We start from the raw sequence: 15,332 nt of genomic DNA on the forward strand, positions 1-15,332 counted from the left end.
CTCAGTATCACCACGGCCTCGGGTAGCTCCGCGGAAGTTCGCCGTGAATATATCATCGTTGGACCAGGCGGCGAAGGTGAAGGCGAAGGCGAAGGTGAAGGTGAAGGTGAAGGTGAAGGTGAAGGCGAGGGTGAAGGCGAAGGTGAAGGCGAAGGTGAAGGCGAAGGCGAAGGTGAAGGCGAGGGTGAAGGCGAAGGTGAAGGCGAAGGCGAAGGCGAAGGTGAAGGCGAAGGCGAAGGCGAAGGTGAAGGCGAGGTCCCGAATCCCGACGAAATCCTGCTGGCGGAATTCGACGAGGCAGACAACAACGGCGATGGCCGCCTGAGCTACAGTGAGGCCCAAGATCAACTGCCCGGATTAACACGCGATCAGTTTGATGATCTCGACAGCAATCAGGATAACCTGCTGAGCCGCGCGGAACTCGGTGCCGAGGTCCCACCCACGGGATGCCCGGCGAGCAAGGTAACCCTTCCCGGGCTGGGCGATCTGTTCCTGCTGGGCGTGGCCCTGCTGGTGCTGTCCTCCCAGGCCTATCTTCGACGCTAAGGCGCGATCCATAGCGTAGAAAAAATTCAAGCCGGGCGGGCCGATCACAAGTTCGGCCCGCCCGCCACGTTTTCAGGTTCGGAGCTTTCCGGGGATTAAGGGCTTTTATTCAATCGCTCCACGGCGCTACAATGGCCCTTCAGGCAAGCAATTATCCCCCACGATGGAGCGCCCTATCCCATGCAGATCCCTCACCTCCTCCTGTGCCGCCTCATGCTGGCCGCCGCCACATTTCTCCCGTTGCCGGCCCTGGCGCTCTCCACCACGGCCGTCGATATCGTCACCGGCGACGGCGCCACAACAGTGGAGCGAAACATTGCCCGTATCCTCGCCGAACGCTTGAGCGAGAACACCGGAATCAAGGCCATCGTGGTACCCGAAACCGCCCGCCCGACGGGTGCGCCGCGCATCTTTCTCGGAGTTCCCCAGGGCCACGCCACCATTAAAGCCCTCTTCGATTCCCAGCGCCTCGCGCCCCTCTCCGAGTTGGCCCCCGGCCCCGAGGGCTACCTCCTGATGACCGTTGAGGCTCAGGGCGCGCCCGCCATACTGGCGGCGGGCTTCGATGATCGAGGCTGTCTTTACGCCGTGGGCGAGTTGCTCCGCCAGACGACCTTCGCCGAAGGCGGCGTGACCTTTCCCGATGATCTCAACGAGCGCAACGCCCCCGCCTTCGAAGTGCGCGGCACCCAGTATGGCCAGAGCCATATCGCGAAAAGCGTGGCAAAAGTGCGGCCCTGGACCGACGCGGAAACCCAGCGCTACATCACCGATCTTGCCCTGGCGGGCGCCAATGTCTTCGACACCGCCCCCGGCCCCCACTTCGACTTCATCAAGTCCATCGGCTGCATGACCCTCGGCGGTTTCGGCGCGAACACGGGCGCCCATCCCGATCACCCCGAGTGGGAAGGCTCCGAGTCCATCGGTCGCACGGGCTATGTGTGCCTCTCCATCCCGGAAGCCCGCGCCTGGATGATCGAAAAGTGCGAGCAGGAATTCGCGAGCCAGCCCGCCTATGACTACATCAAGTTCCAGGGCGGCGATGGTGGCGGCTGCGAGTGCGACCGCTGCAAGCCCTATGGCCTCGCCTTCATCAAGACGGTCGAAGAAATGGCCAACGCCATCCACAAGCACCACCCCGACACAAAGATCTATTTCACCAACCAGAAGTTTCAAAATGACGATGACAACGCGATCTTCGATTACCTGAACGAGGAGCCCCGCACCTGGCTCTACGCCTGGGGCTATGGCCCCGGCTCCGATGCCACCTCCTGGCAGCCGGGCCACCGGCAGACCCACCGCATGGACCTCTTCCGCTATCCCGGCTACGGCCCCTACGGCCTCTACCCCAAGGAAATCCTCCGGCGCCTTCCCGAGGAGCAGGTGCTGCTCTATTACAACGAGCTGACCCACTGGAAATACGCCCAGCACGCCTACGCCCAGATGTATCCCCGGGCCGACAAGAACGGCGACCTGCCGCCCCACTGGAGCCACGACATCTACGAGCGCCGGCCCGATCAGTTCCTCACCATGGTCTACAACCGCCTCACCTTCTACGCCTGGCCCCGCTACTATCACCGCGTCTTCAACGACCTCATGCCCTACGGCGTGGGCGACATTACCCACTCCAGCGGCAATCACGACCACTTCAACCAGTGGATGTGGATGCGCCTGCTTTCGAATCCGCGCATGACGGTGGAGGAAGTGGTGGATGAATACTGCCGCAACTGGTTCGGCCCCGAAGCCGCGCCGGACATGGCCGCCGCCCTCTTCCTCCTCGAACGCAACATGCAGGAAATCCCCGGCGAACCGTTGCCCGTAAAGGAATCCGTCGGCGAGTACTACCGCCTCGTGAAGGCCGCGGGCGAGAAAATGCCCAAAGTCTGGATGGAGAACAACTGGCTCTGGCGCGAGTACATGCAGAAGGGCGCGCTCGACCTGTACACGCAACTGAACGCGCGGCAGCAGGTGGCCCTCCAGTCGCGCATCGAAATCCGCCTCGCTGACGCCCTTGCTTCGGGAAATACCGACGCCGCCATCGCCGAGTCCCTCGCCTGGTTCACGAGCCTCGGCGAGACGAAGGAAATGCGCGTCCTCCACGAGGAGGCCACGCAATGGGCCACCGAGAGCAACGACCTCTACGGCGTCCGCATCGACGGCCTCTACACCCTCGATCACGACTTCATCGGACTCGGCTGGCTGAAACGCCAACTGGAGCGCGCCCAGGCCGCCTCGGGCGATGCGCGAAATGAAATACTGCGCATGATTACCGCCTACGAAGATCCCGGCCCCGGCGGGCACTACGACAACCTCGGCACCTTCAACCCCGCGCCCAACGCCACCTTTGGCTACCCCTACGACCACGGCCAGCCCTACGTCTATGGCATGCTCGACGAAGCCAACCGCCCCAGCCAGCGCTCCATGCACTTCACGCAAGACGAAGACCAGGGCGTGACGCTGGAGTACCGCGATCTCGAGCCCGGCGCGGCCTACAAAATCCGCTTCACCCTCGTGCGCCCCTGGTACCAGGAGCGCTACGCCATGCGCATGAACCAGAAATCCCAAAGCATCTACGCCGACGACATCAAGATCGCCGACAACATCGAGATCCCCCAGAAGATGAGCGACTTCTTCACCTTCGACATCCCCGCCGAGGCCACGAAAGACGGAAAGGTCACCATCCGCTTCGAGCGCGCCCCCGACGTCGCCCGGGGCGACCGCGTGAGCATCGAGCAATGGCGCAACTCCGGTGGCTGGGGTACGATCTGCTCCGAAGCGTGGCTCATGAAAAAGTAAGAGAATATCGCGGGCGACCCGGTAATGGGTCGCCCGCGATGGGTCTTATGGGTCTTATGGGTCTTATGGGTCTTATGGGTCTCATGGGTCTCATGGGTCTCATGGGTCTCATGGGTCTCATGGGTCCTTTAGGTCCTTTAGGTCCTTTAGGTCCTTTAAGTCCTTTAAGTCCTTTAAGTCCCTGAAGTCTCTATTCGTAATTCATAATTCACAATTCATAATTCTCAATTCAAAGCTCCCTCCGCACCGCGCGCGCGACCCGCTCCACATTCTCTTCATTGATCGGCGACTCCCCTTTCACCAGGCCCAGCGCCCCAAGCTCCACATGGGCGCAGTTGGCGAAGCCCGCCTGCTCCAGAATCTTCCGCGCACAGCACTGATTGCAGCCGTCAATGGCCACCAGTTTGCGCGCACCCGCACTCCGCTCCAGGGCCGTGTGAACCCCCGCCGCCACCGCCGCCGTGCAATACATCGATGCCGCCTTCTCGCGCGTCAGTTGCCGGGCCGCCTGATCCGTAAGACCGCCCACATCCGAGGCGCCCGAACAGGCGAAAAGCAAGAGGTTGGAACTTGTGGTGCTCATGACCCGAATCCTCCAGGGTTAGAAACACATTGCGGGCTTCCGGCCCGCTCGCTTATTGGCCAAACAGCCAAATAATGCAATAAAAAAAAAACTACCGCACGCCCGCAATCCGCGCCTTCGCGCCGGACCGCAACACACCCTCCACACACTCAAAAAGCCCCGAGAGACAGGGTGTTTTCAACCGGTAATACACCATGAGGCCCCGCTTGTCATCCGCCACCAATCCGGCCTGCTTCAGCACACTCAAGTGCTTGGATACCGTCGAAATGTCCGCCCCAATCATCGCCGTCAGCTCGCAAACACACCGCTCCCCCTTCGCAATCTCGTCTACGATAAACAGGCGCGTCGGGTGTGCCAGCGCCTTGACCACACGGGCCCGCGCTTCATATTTCGCCCTGATCTTTGCGTCCATCGCACACGCTCCTTTATTTGGTATTTTAGCCAAATACTGGACCCCTGTCAACACCTCATAACGACGCCTTCACCCCCCAATCCGCTAACCCCGGAGCACCTCGCGCACCTTGCGCGCAAGCGCCTCCAGGGTATAGGGCTTCTGCAAAAAGGCCACCTCGCTCTGCAACACGCCATGGCGCATGACCGCGTCGTCGGTGTAGCCGCTGCTGAACAGTACCTTTAAGTCCGGATAGTGCGCGCCCAGGGTCTCCGCCAGGCTGCGCCCGCTCATCTCCGGCATGACCACGTCGGTGAGCAGTAAGTCGACCCGGCCGTCTTCCGCCGCCATGCGTTCGATCGCGTCGCGCCCGCTGGAAGCCGCAAGCACGGTATAGCCGAGGCTCGTAAGCGCCATCACGGCCATTTCCCGCAGACTGTCCTCATCTTCCACCAGCAGGATGGTTTCACCGCCCCCCTGTGCGGGCGACGAATCGCCCACCTCCCGCTCCGCCGACGCCGGCGCCACCAGCGGAAGATAAATCTTGAAGGTCGTGCCCTTGCCCGGCTCGCTATAGACCTGCACGTGGCCACCGTTCTGTTTCACAATCCCATGCACCACGGCCAGTCCCAGCCCCGTTCCCCGGCCCGGCCCCTTGGTGGTAAAAAAGGGTTCGAAGATCCGCTCGCGAACTTCGCGGCTCATGCCGGCCCCGGTGTCGCTCACGGCCAGCAGGTTAAACCGACCGGCGGTAACTTCCGCATGGGTATTCGCGTAGGCCGCGTCGAGTTCGACAAGCCCCGTTTCAATCGTAAGCCGCCCGCCCTGGGGCATGGCGTCCCGGGAATTCACGGCAAGGTTTAACAGCACTTGCTCGATCTGTCCTGGATCCACCTTCACCAGCCCCCCGGACGGATGAAGCGCGGTCGACAGCCGCACATCCTCGCCGATGAGTCGGCGCAGCATTTTTTCCACGCCCTCCACAAGCGAGTTCAGGTTCAGCACCCTGGGTTCGATCACCTGCTGGCGGCTGAACGTGAGAAGTTGACGCGTCAGCGCGGAAGCGCGCTCGCCCGCCTTGTGAATTTCCGTCGCATAGCCGCGCACATCGCTATCGGCCGGCAGATTCCCAATCATCCACTCGCTGTAGCCGTTGATGACCGTCAGCAGATTGTTGAAGTCATGCGCCACGCCCCCGGCGAGCTGCCCGAAGGCTTCCATCTTCTGGGACTGCTGCAACTGCGACTCAAGGGCCTTGCGGTCCGTCTCCGCCCGCACCCGCTCGGTCACATCGCGACAGGTCACCGTATACAGCTTGTGCCCGTCCACCGAGATCTGCGAAATCGAAGCCTCGATGGGAAATTCCTCGCCGCTGGCTCGCAGCCCGCTGATCGGGCCAAACCGGCCCATCGCCCTCGCCGCCACGCCCGTCTTGCCAAACTCCCGGACATGGCCGCTGTGGGCCGCCCGGGAACGCTCGGGTATGAACCGCTCTACGCGCGTACCCAGAACCTCTTCCGAACGGCACTCGAACATCCGCTCCGCCGCGGCGTTCATTAATATCACGCATTGGTCTTCGTCCACCGTGATGATTCCGTCCATCGCCGAATTAACGATACCCTCCAGGCGCACTTGCTGCTGCTGGGACGCATACTCGGCAAGACGGCGCTCCGTAATATCCTCCGCCACACCCGCAACACGGTAAATCTCCCCAGCCTCATTAAATACGGGGAATCCGCGATCATGAATCCAGCGGAGGGTGCCATCCGGCCGAACGATGCGGTACTCAATGTCATAGTCCTCGCCCGCCATCTGCCCGTGAAACGCGTCAAGAACACGGGACCGCTCGGCCTCGTGCACGGCGTCAATCCAATCCCAGGGGGATTCATACAGCGCGTCGCAGGTGCGGCCCCAGATGCTCTCGTAAGCGGGACTCACGTAGAGAATCTGTCCGTTTCGGATATCGTTCAGCCAGAATACTTCCCGGATGTTCTCCGCCAGTTGCCGGAAGCGCTCCTCACGCTCCAACGCCTCCTGCGCCGCAGGCTTCCGCTCGGTAATATCCCGTCCCACCACCACCGCGCCCACAATCGCTCCCCCGTTGTCCAGGATGGGGCTGAAACTGTAACTCCCATACCAGGTCTCGCCGGTATCTTTCCGGCGCATACAATACTCGGCATTGGTTGCCGTCTCCCCCCGGAGCGCGCGGGGCACCGCCCACATATCAAGCGGCAGCGTTTCTCCATTCTCCAGAAAGACCTCGACTATATCCTGGTAATTGGAAATGTGTTTCGCGCATTCCGAACGGGCGCCGAAGCGATGGAAGGTGACGAAGGCGTCATTGAAATGAACTACCTGGCCGCCCGAGTCGGATATGGAGACGGCATCCGTCATACTCGCCATCGCCGCTTCCAGCTTCGCCTGACTTTCCAGCACGGCCTCCTGCGCAAGATGGGCCTCCGTCACGTCAAAGTTGATCCCGAGCATCCGAACGGGACGGCCCGTCTCATCGCGAAAGACCTCGCCGATGGCTTTCAGATAGTGCAGCGTTCCGTCCGGCCAGATGGCCCGAAACTCACTTTCATAGTCCGCTAGACCGTCGCGGGCCCGCTGGCTTTCCTCATTGCAGCGCTCCCTGTCATCGGGGTGAACGCCCGCAAGCCAGGCCTCGTAGGCCCCCCCAAAGTCTCCCCGCTTCCGGCCGTACAGACTGAACATCTGATCGTCCCAGGAAATCTGATTCCCGATTAGATCCCAGTCCCAGATACCGAGTCCCGCCGCCCGCGCGGCCAGCGTCACCCGCTCGCTCAGGCGCGCCGCCGCCTCGGAGGCCTGCTTCCGCTCGGAGACGTCGGTTATCACCACCACCGAAGTGAGCGAGCCATCATCCCGTGCCCGGGGTTCATAGGCCACCGCCAGCGTCCGCGGCTGATCCGTGCCGGGTAGCGGCGGAAGACTCAAATCAAAGCCGCCCGGGGTTCCGCCGAGTGACCGGTCCAGATGGGGCTTGATCTGGGGCCAGGCATAGGGAATCACTTCGGGGACACGGCGCCCCACAATTTCCGATACGGCGATACCGTAGATGCGACCATAGGCCTCGTTCGCAAAAAGATAGCGGTAATCCGAATCCAGGACCACCAACCCCACCCCCGCCGAGCTCGTAACGAATTGAAGCATGCGCTCCCGCTCCGCCAGAGCGAGTTCGGCCTGCTTGCGTTCCGTGATATTGACCACCACCACCACCACGGAGCGTTCGCTCGTGTCGCTGATCCTCGGCTCGTAGTTCACCGCGTAGTGGCCAAGCATGCGGCCATCGAGACCGGGCAGCGCGAGCTCGTAGGTCACTCGTTCACCCGCGAGGGCGCGATCGAGCCGGGGCTGGATCTGGGACCAGGCGCTGGGGAGTATGTCCGGCACCCGGCACCCCACGATATCCTTCGTTGCCAGCCCGAAGATCTCCCCATAGGCCTCATTGGCAAAGAGGTAGCGGTAACCCGGACCCACAATAACCAGACCAACCCGCGCCGAACCGGTTACCACCGCCAACAGCCGCTCCCGCTCCGCAAGCGCCAGTTCGGCCTGCTTTCGCTCGGTAATATCGACGACCGCCACATGCACACTCGGTTCGCCCGCTCGATCCTGGCGTGACTCGTAGATCGCCGAGTAATACCGGGGGCGCTGGCCGGTTTTCGACGGGAGCATGAATTCGTACTCTGCCCGTTCCCCCGACAGGCTTCGATCCATCCACGGTTGAATTCGAGACCACTCCGACGGCAATACTTCCGATACCAGTCGGCCCACCATATTGGTGGGGTCCAGCCCATAAATCTGGGCGTACGCCTCATTGGCGAAGAGAAATCGATACTCTGCCCCCACGGTCACCAGCCCAACCCGCACGGAACCCGTCACGAAGCGCAACAGCCGCTCCCGCTCCTGCAGGGCCACTTCACCCCGCTTTCGCTCCGAAATGTCCTGCACAATCCCGGTCATCCGGATGGGCCGCTTTTCGTCATCCAGTTCCTGTTGACCAGAGGCCCAGATCCACCGCGTCTCCCCGTCTGCCCGCCGGATGCGGCATTCAAAATCCCAGGCCGTGCCCGCCGCCAGCGCCGCCTGAAAGCGCCGGTCCACTTCCGCACGATCCTCGGGCAGCACGTGTTCGAGGAACAGTTCATAGTTCCATTCGGTAAGGGGGGGATCGTAGCCGAAGATCCGGTCGTGTTCCGCGGTGCGATACGCGCTCAGGTCGGACAGGTTCAGCTCCCATCCGCCAATCCGGCCGTAGGTCAGCGCAAAGCGCAGGCGGTCTTCTGATCGTTCCAACTGCTGGTTGCGCTGGTCCAGCTCGACCGTCCGCGCCACCACGTTGGCTTCAAGCATGCGATTCGCTTCGCGCAGGGCCGTCTCGGCGTCGTGCATGGAACCGGCCATACAGGCCACGCCAATGCCGATACCAATATAGATCAGGAGACCGATCAGGTGGGAGGGTTCCGAAACCAGGAGACTGCCCCGCGGTTCGAGCAACACGAAGGAGGTGGCCAGGGTGCCCACGATAACGGCGGCCAGCGCGGGCCGCAGCCCGAAGTAGTAGGCCGTTGCGAGTACCGCAAGAAGGACCGGGGCAAACAGCAGCCCGTCGCCAAGTACCGGATCGAGAAAATACCGGATCCCGACGGCGACAGCCACGATGATCGCTGAAAAAACATACCCTTTGAATGGTGAGGAATGAGCATCGACCATCGCGGTTCCACATCCATCGGAACTTCCAGGCAGGCGGGGCATGCGGAAAGCCCGGATAGGCCCCCACCCGAAAGCCCCGCCTCCGTACTATAGGTTACCCTAACATCTCCCGGATGTCCATACCTGTATGGAAAATAGATGTTAACGCGTCGATTCCCGCAATCCGCCCACCTCGCGCGCGGAAAATTCCGCACGGGCTGCTACTGAATAATGCCCCGATCACGCAGGTGGCGCAGGACCATCTCCACGCACTCCGCCAGGGGCACCGACGAGGTGTCAATCCGCAATTCCGCCTGCTCCGGCGCCTCATAGGGCGCGGAGATGCCGGTAAAGTCCCCAATCTCCCCCGCCCTCGCCTTCTTGTAGAGCCCCTTGGGGTCCCGGGCTTCGCAGGTGGCCACATCCGCATCCACGTGAACTTCGATGAAACGCTCCCCCACGATCTGACGCGCCCGGGCCCGATCCTCCCGGTACGGTGAGATAAAGGCTGTCATGACCACCAGACCGGCGTCCACAAACAGCCGCGCCACCTCGCTGATGCGCCGAATATTCTCCACGCGGTCTTCGGCCGAAAAGGTCAGATCCTTGTTCAATCCATGGCGCACGTTGTCCCCATCGAGCACATAGGTGTGGACACCCCGATCGTGCAGGGCGCGGGCAACCGCGTTGGCCAGGGTCGATTTGCCCGAGCCCGAGAGCCCGGTAAACCAGAGCAGCGCGGCCTGATGCCCCTTCAGTTGCTCGCGCTCCGCCGGGGAGACGCCGCTTTCATGCCAGGTGATATTGGTGGATTTCGACGTCTCCGCCATGAATCAATAGACTCCAACGCCCGCGCACGGCGGGCGATGTTCAAGTTTCGGGAAAATAAGGTAAGATCGTTAGTGTAGCAGGCTCCGCGCGCGGGACGCGACCCCGCCCGCGTGTCTTGACCCTTGCGGCTCGAGACACCTATACTGTGTGGGAGAACTGGGTATTGGAATTATCTGACGAGAGAAAGCTGTGCCAAGCATGACGGAACACCGATCTGGGTACTACAAAGATGAATTTGGGAACTGGCAGCCGGACCGCCGACAGGCCAGCCGACGCAGCAGCACCGCTTTTCCCTTCGACCACGAACAGCGAAAGCAGTTCCGGCGGAAGGCGGATCAGGAGCTTTACGAGACCGATCATAAGAAGATGATCCAGGAAGCCCTCGAGGATTTCGCGGAAGAGCACGACGGACACCTGTAGCCGTCGGTGACATAACCGAACAAGACCCGGGAAATGGATAGTCAGTCGACTTCCGTTTCCCGTTTTTTGTTGCAGGCACGCCGGAGCAAGGCCCTGCCGCAACGGCCAAGTCAATCCCCGCATTTCAGGGAGAATCTTCCGTGAAATTCCGTGCCCTTCCGTGGTCAATTTTTTTTGCCACTGATGATTTTGCACGCAAAGGCGCGAAGGCGCAAAGCTAATTGGGACGCCAGATCAGCGCGTACCGCCTGGATTGCAGGGGGGATCATGGTTGCAGAAGGCTTCCTTCCCCCGTTCTTTCTCTGTGTCTTCGTGGCCTTCGTGGTGAATCTGTGGGTTCCGCGCGGAAAACCCACCCGTACTTCACGAGCGCTCCAGTTCCGCCTGGGCCTCCGCCTGCAACGCCAGCGCCGCCTCGCGCCCGGTCTTCAGCCCGCTGAGCACCGACGTTTCCGCCTGCTCTACCAGCTTGCGGATCTGTTGCCAGCCGGCCACATTGGGCTCGGTCCGCGCAAAGGAAAGGCAATCGTAGGCACTCCGGTTGGAGGGCCAGGCATCAAAGTACGCTTTGATTTTCGGGTCCTCCGCGAGAGACTTTCGAAAAGGCACATAACCCGTCGCCAGCGTCCACTCCGTCATGACTTCGCGCGAAGTAAAGTACTTCACAAAGCCCCAGGCCGCCTTCTCCTGCGCGTCGCCCACGGCAAAGAGGGTCACATTCGGCCCGAAGACGATCGTGGCTGGTTTCGCCGGATCCGCCTGGGGAATTGGGTTGACCGACCAGTCGTCGTTCTTCCCGCCCATGGCCATCGCCATGTTGGCGCTGCCCGCGCTGGTGCGCAGCGTAAAAGCGATCTTGTTTGCCGCAAAGGCCGCTTCGTCGTCAAAGGTGCGCGCGGCAATCTGATAGGCCAGCCCCTCTTTCGTAAGCGTTTCGAGCAGCTCGAAAACCTGGATGGACGCGGGCTGATCATATTGAAGCGCGCCGTCTTTCAACACCTCGCCGCCCATGCTCAGGATCAGGGCGCTGATGGTGGAGCAGTCCACCGAAAGCGCGATTCCTGGCTTCCCCGTCTTCTCCTTGATCGTGCGGCACTGCGTCAGAAAGTCCCCCCAGGTCGACGGTGGTTTTTCTATCCCGGCTTCGCGCAATACCCGATGGTTCGCATAGAGCATGAGCACGCTCTTCGCCAGCGGGAAGGACAGCAGCGCTCCGCCGTGCTCCTCGAAGCGGCAGCTCGCAAGCACGGTCTCGAAGTAATCTCCCATTTCCTCGGGGGCGAGTCCCCGTTCACCGTCGGCCACGTGGGAATCCAGGGAAGCCACGGCGCCCGAGGCCGCGTATTGCGCCGTCATGCTTTCATAGGACACCGCCATGGCCGGCAGGCGCTTCGCCTGAATGCTCGCCATGGTTTTCTGATAGATCTCGCCATAGTTTCCGGTCGTCTCGATCTTCACGGGCAGGGGTGGATTGGCGCCGTTGTAGCGCGCCGCGATATCCGCCATCAACGTCGCCGTCTCCGTCGTCTGACGATCCCAGAAAACCGCGTGGGCGTCGTCCACCGGCGCGAAGCCCGACGGTGCGGAGACACCCGACCCGCCACAGCCGATGGATACAAGTGCGATGACGAGCATGGCAAGAAGATTTCGCGCCGTACGACGTTCCGTGGTAGCGCAATGTCGTGGAAGGCCCCAGGTCGTGCCACGCGATTCGGCAACGCCGATTCGTGTGCCCGTCGTGTCGTCCACGAGGCTCGCCGTGGCGGACGCAACCGAGCGGTTGGTGACTCGACCTTCACGCGGAGAATCCGCCAAGACACAACGGCGTCGGCCGCGCCAGGCGCCCTTCTTTTTCGCCATGGATATTGGAATACTCATCCTCACCCTTTCAGCCCGCTGCGCAGGGCTTGATCATCAAAGAAACGCTGGGTAAACAGATACAGCAACGCGCCCGGCGCAATGACCACCAGCGATGCGCACATCAGGAGGTTCAAACGTACGCCGGAATCGAGCACGAAAGCCGCCAACCCCGCCTGGACCACCCGCATCGATGTTTCGCTGGTGACCACAATAGGCCACAGGAGGGCATTGTAGCTGCCGAGGAAGGCGAAGAGGAAGATGGTCGCCAGGGCCGGACGCACCAGCGCGGCGCCCGCGTGGCGTATGAATCGGAGGTGACCGCAGCCGTCCATCTGGGCGGCGTCGAAGATGTCCTGGGGCACGGAGAGAAACGCCTGGCGCACGAGGAAGATACCGAAGGGGCTGGCGCACCAGGGCACGATCAGGGCCGCGTAGGTGTTGTACCATCCGAGGCGCGTCACCAGGACAAAATTCGGGATGAACGTCAGTTCAAAAGGCACCATCATGGTGGCCAGCAGCAGCCCGAAAAGGGCGTTCCGCCCCCGAAACTCCAGGCGGGCAAAGGCGTAGCCCGCGAAGAGCGAGGTGCAGGCCACCGCCGCGCCGGCGGCGAAGCTGACCAGCAGCGAGTTCAGGAAATAGCGCCCGAAGGGCGCCGCCTGAAAGGTGAGCGCCAGATTACCCCACTGCCACGTGGCGGGAAAGAGTGGCCCGGCGGGATCGAGCGACTCGGGCAGCGTCTTGAAGGCGGTGGCGCTCATCCACAGAAAGGGATAGGCCATTACCATGCCGCCGAGGCCCAGCAGGATTGGTCCGGCGAGGCGCTTCATTCGTAGTACACCCATCGCCGGGCCGCGCGCGACTGGATCATGGTGATACCGATGATCGCGACGAGCAGCAGCGCCGCGATGGCGGCGCCATAGCCCCAGCGCCCGAACTCGTAGAAATTGGCGAAGAGATAGAGCACCATGTTCTCCGTCGTCCCCAGCGTGTTTCCCCCGCTCTGGGTCAGCGCGTAGAACGAGTTGAAGGCCTGGAACCCTTTGATTGTGCCCACGACCACCAGAAAGTAGAGCGTGGGGCTCAGCAGCGGCAGGGTCACGTGGCGACTCACACGCCAGGCGCCCGCGCCATCCAGCCGCGCGGCCTCCTCCAGTTCGCGCGGGATCGATGACAGGCCCGCCAGTAGAACAACAACCGTGAATCCAAGGCCGTGCCAGATGTCGAAGGCCATGACACAGCATAAGGCGAGGCTCGGGCCCGTTTCTTCCGAAATCACGCCCCCGCTCACGAGGTGAAGTATCCCGCGGGGTTCCAGCAACCATTGTTGCGCCGGAACGCCAAGCCACGCCAGCACGCGATTCGCCAGACCCGTCTGTGGATTCAGCATGGCCCCCCACACCAGCGCCGCCGCATAAGCCGAGGTTATGTAGGGTAAAAAGTAGAGTGTCTTGAAGAGCGCCCGGCCACGGGTAACATCGAGCAGAAGTCGGGCGATGACATAGCCCAGCAGAATCGTCGGGGGAATCGTGCCGGCCAGGTAGTAAAGCGTCACCCGGACGCTGTTCCAGAAATCGGGAGACAGGAGTGCTTCGCGGTAGTTCGCCAGGCCGCTGAATTCGCCCCGGACGTAGCGCCCGTCGAACAAACTGAGATAAAGGCACGCCGCGACCGGAGCGAAGCCAAACATGCCGATGATGAGCCCGGCCGGCCCGATTAACGGGGCCGCCGCGCGCCACCCGTCTCGCCGTGGACTCCCGCCCCGGGACATGCGGTCATCCAGCCTGGCCAGCCAGTCGTCCGGCCGAAACACGGCCCGAGGTCGCCCGGGCGAGTTCGGCGCCGGGCTCACCGGGACTCGCCCGGTGGAAACGCGCCCGACAACACGTCCGCTATCAGCGCGATGTTTGCCTGGGTCGCACCTTGATGGTCAAGCACGGTCTTACGCGCGCGCGTGCCCATCTGCCGCTGCTCGGCCGTGTCCCCAAGCAGCTTGCTGAGTGAGAGATACAGATCCTCCGGACAGGCCACCGCCTGTGCACCACCCCGCTCCAGCAGCACCGCCGCCGGATCCTCGAAGTTGCTCATGTAAGGCCCGAACACCGTGGGGATGCCGAGCGCCGCCGGCTCCAGCGGATTGTGGCCGTTGACTCCCGGAAAAAAGCTGCCCCCGACCACCGCCACCGTGGCCAGTGAAAGGAAGCTTGGCATCTCGCCCAGGGTGTCGAGAAGAAATACGCGTTCCCCGCGCGGGGGACGGCCCGCAAGCACCCCCGAACGCCGCAGGACCGCTTCGCTGAACAGCCCCTGGATCTCTTCCGCCCGTTCCACATGACGCGGCGCAACCACCAGGCGCAGCTCGGGGAACTCCTCGCGCAGCGTCGCCCAGCACGCCGAAGCCAGGGCCTCGTCGCCCGGGCGGGTACTGGCGAAGAACAAGACTGGTCCCTGCTGGCGAAAGCCGTTCTCTATCCGAATACGCTGCCGGTCACGTCCCCCCACGTGATCGCGGGCCGCGTCAAACTTCAGGTTTCCCGTGATGCGCTGCCGCTCCCGAGGAAGACCCAGCGACTCCAGGCGCGCCGCATAGCGCTCCGACTGCATTCCCGCCGCACTGAGGCCACGAACGAGGGGACGATACCACCCACCCAACCGGCGATAGCGGCGGGCGTGGCGGTCGCTCAGGCGGCCGTTTACGAGAACGACGGGAACCCCGCCACGTCGGCAGGCCCCTATTATATTAGGCCACAGCTCCGTTTCCGCGAGAATCAGGATCCTGGGTTCCAGGCGCCGCACGAAGGAGCGAGTCGCGCGGCGGGTGTCAAAGGGAAACCACGCAACGTTTTCGACGCCGGTCTCTTTCTGTGCGCGGGCGTATCCGGAAACGGTGGATGAGGTCAGCACGATGGGAACGCCGGGAAAAGCCGCCCGGAGGCCTTCCAGGAGCGGAAGCACCGTGTTCACTTCGCCCACGCTGCACGCCTGAATCCAGATGGGCCGCACCTTGAACTCGGGCAACGGTGGCGCGAAGCGCGCCACCAGCTCGTGGTAGCGGTGGTGCCGCCGCAGCCACCAGCGCGCGGGGGGGGCGGCGATCAAAAGGGCGAGATTGTAAAGGAGCATTCGCATAAGAGAAAACGCGGGCGGTCCAATCGAAATTGGCCGCCCGCGAGGGTCCTTTGCAGG

General features: G+C 62.5%; 11 protein-coding genes. 3 read left to right on the forward strand and 8 right to left on the reverse strand.

The genetic code is table 11. The features are described from left to right. Both JNK74_03865 and JNK74_03870 read left to right on the forward strand, forming a co-directional pair. On the forward strand, nucleotides 1–546 hold a 546-nt coding region (locus JNK74_03865), incomplete at its 5' end, for a hypothetical protein (protein ID MBL7645310.1). A gap of 180 nt (nucleotides 547–726) precedes the next feature. Continuing rightward, the gene (locus JNK74_03870; protein ID MBL7645311.1) at nucleotides 727–3,342 is read left to right on the forward strand and encodes a hypothetical protein; all 2,616 of its coding nucleotides are present in this window, start codon (nucleotides 727–729) and stop codon (nucleotides 3,340–3,342) included. 229 nt (nucleotides 3,343–3,571) lie between these two features. Here JNK74_03870 and JNK74_03875 read toward each other — a convergent pair whose 3' ends face one another. The 4 genes from JNK74_03875 to cysC all read right to left on the reverse strand — a co-directional run bounded on the left by JNK74_03875 (nucleotide 3,572) and on the right by cysC (nucleotide 9,865). Then, on the reverse strand, nucleotides 3,572–3,925 hold the full coding sequence (locus tag JNK74_03875) for a putative zinc-binding protein (protein ID MBL7645312.1): 354 nt from the start codon (nucleotides 3,923–3,925) through the stop codon (nucleotides 3,572–3,574). 91 nt (nucleotides 3,926–4,016) lie between these two features. After that, nucleotides 4,017–4,337, reverse strand: coding sequence for a winged helix-turn-helix transcriptional regulator (locus JNK74_03880; GenBank protein ID MBL7645313.1), 321 nt, complete (start codon nucleotides 4,335–4,337; stop codon nucleotides 4,017–4,019). 84 nt (nucleotides 4,338–4,421) lie between these two features. Further along, nucleotides 4,422–9,056, reverse strand: a complete 4,635-nt coding sequence (locus JNK74_03885) for a PAS domain S-box protein (protein MBL7645314.1) — start codon at nucleotides 9,054–9,056, stop codon at nucleotides 4,422–4,424. A gap of 200 nt (nucleotides 9,057–9,256) precedes the next feature. Continuing rightward, on the reverse strand, nucleotides 9,257–9,865 hold the full coding sequence (cysC, locus tag JNK74_03890; protein ID MBL7645315.1) for an adenylyl-sulfate kinase: 609 nt from the start codon (nucleotides 9,863–9,865) through the stop codon (nucleotides 9,257–9,259). 199 nt (nucleotides 9,866–10,064) lie between these two features. Between cysC and JNK74_03895 the strand changes: the two genes are divergently transcribed. Beyond that, nucleotides 10,065–10,286, forward strand: coding sequence for a hypothetical protein (locus tag JNK74_03895; GenBank protein ID MBL7645316.1), 222 nt, complete (start codon nucleotides 10,065–10,067; stop codon nucleotides 10,284–10,286). Between the two features lie 363 nt (nucleotides 10,287–10,649). On the opposite strand, the gene JNK74_03900 is transcribed toward JNK74_03895, so the two are convergent. Genes JNK74_03900 through JNK74_03915 form a run of 4 tightly spaced genes read right to left on the reverse strand, consistent with a single transcriptional unit; the run spans nucleotide 10,650 to nucleotide 15,275 of the window. Further along, nucleotides 10,650–12,164 (reverse strand): extracellular solute-binding protein, encoded by a 1,515-nt coding sequence (locus JNK74_03900; protein ID MBL7645317.1) that lies wholly within the window; start codon nucleotides 12,162–12,164, stop codon nucleotides 10,650–10,652. Nucleotides 12,165–12,166: 2 nt separating this feature from the next. Further along, on the reverse strand, nucleotides 12,167–12,976 hold the full coding sequence (locus JNK74_03905; GenBank protein ID MBL7645318.1) for a carbohydrate ABC transporter permease: 810 nt from the start codon (nucleotides 12,974–12,976) through the stop codon (nucleotides 12,167–12,169). After that, a complete protein-coding gene (locus tag JNK74_03910) occupies nucleotides 12,973–13,959 on the reverse strand; it encodes a sugar ABC transporter permease (protein MBL7645319.1) in 987 nt (328 codons plus the stop codon). The genes JNK74_03905 and JNK74_03910 overlap by 4 nt, the downstream gene beginning before the upstream one ends. A 35-nt stretch (nucleotides 13,960–13,994) precedes the next feature. Next, nucleotides 13,995–15,275: a 3-deoxy-D-manno-octulosonic acid transferase gene (locus JNK74_03915; protein MBL7645320.1), complete on the reverse strand. Its 1,281-nt coding sequence runs from the start codon at nucleotides 15,273–15,275 to the stop codon at nucleotides 13,995–13,997. Nucleotides 15,276–15,332: the final 57 nt, after the last annotated feature.

This window comes from Candidatus Hydrogenedentota bacterium, assembly GCA_016791475.1.
Classification (GTDB): Bacteria; Hydrogenedentota; Hydrogenedentia; order Hydrogenedentales; family JAEUWI01; genus JAEUWI01.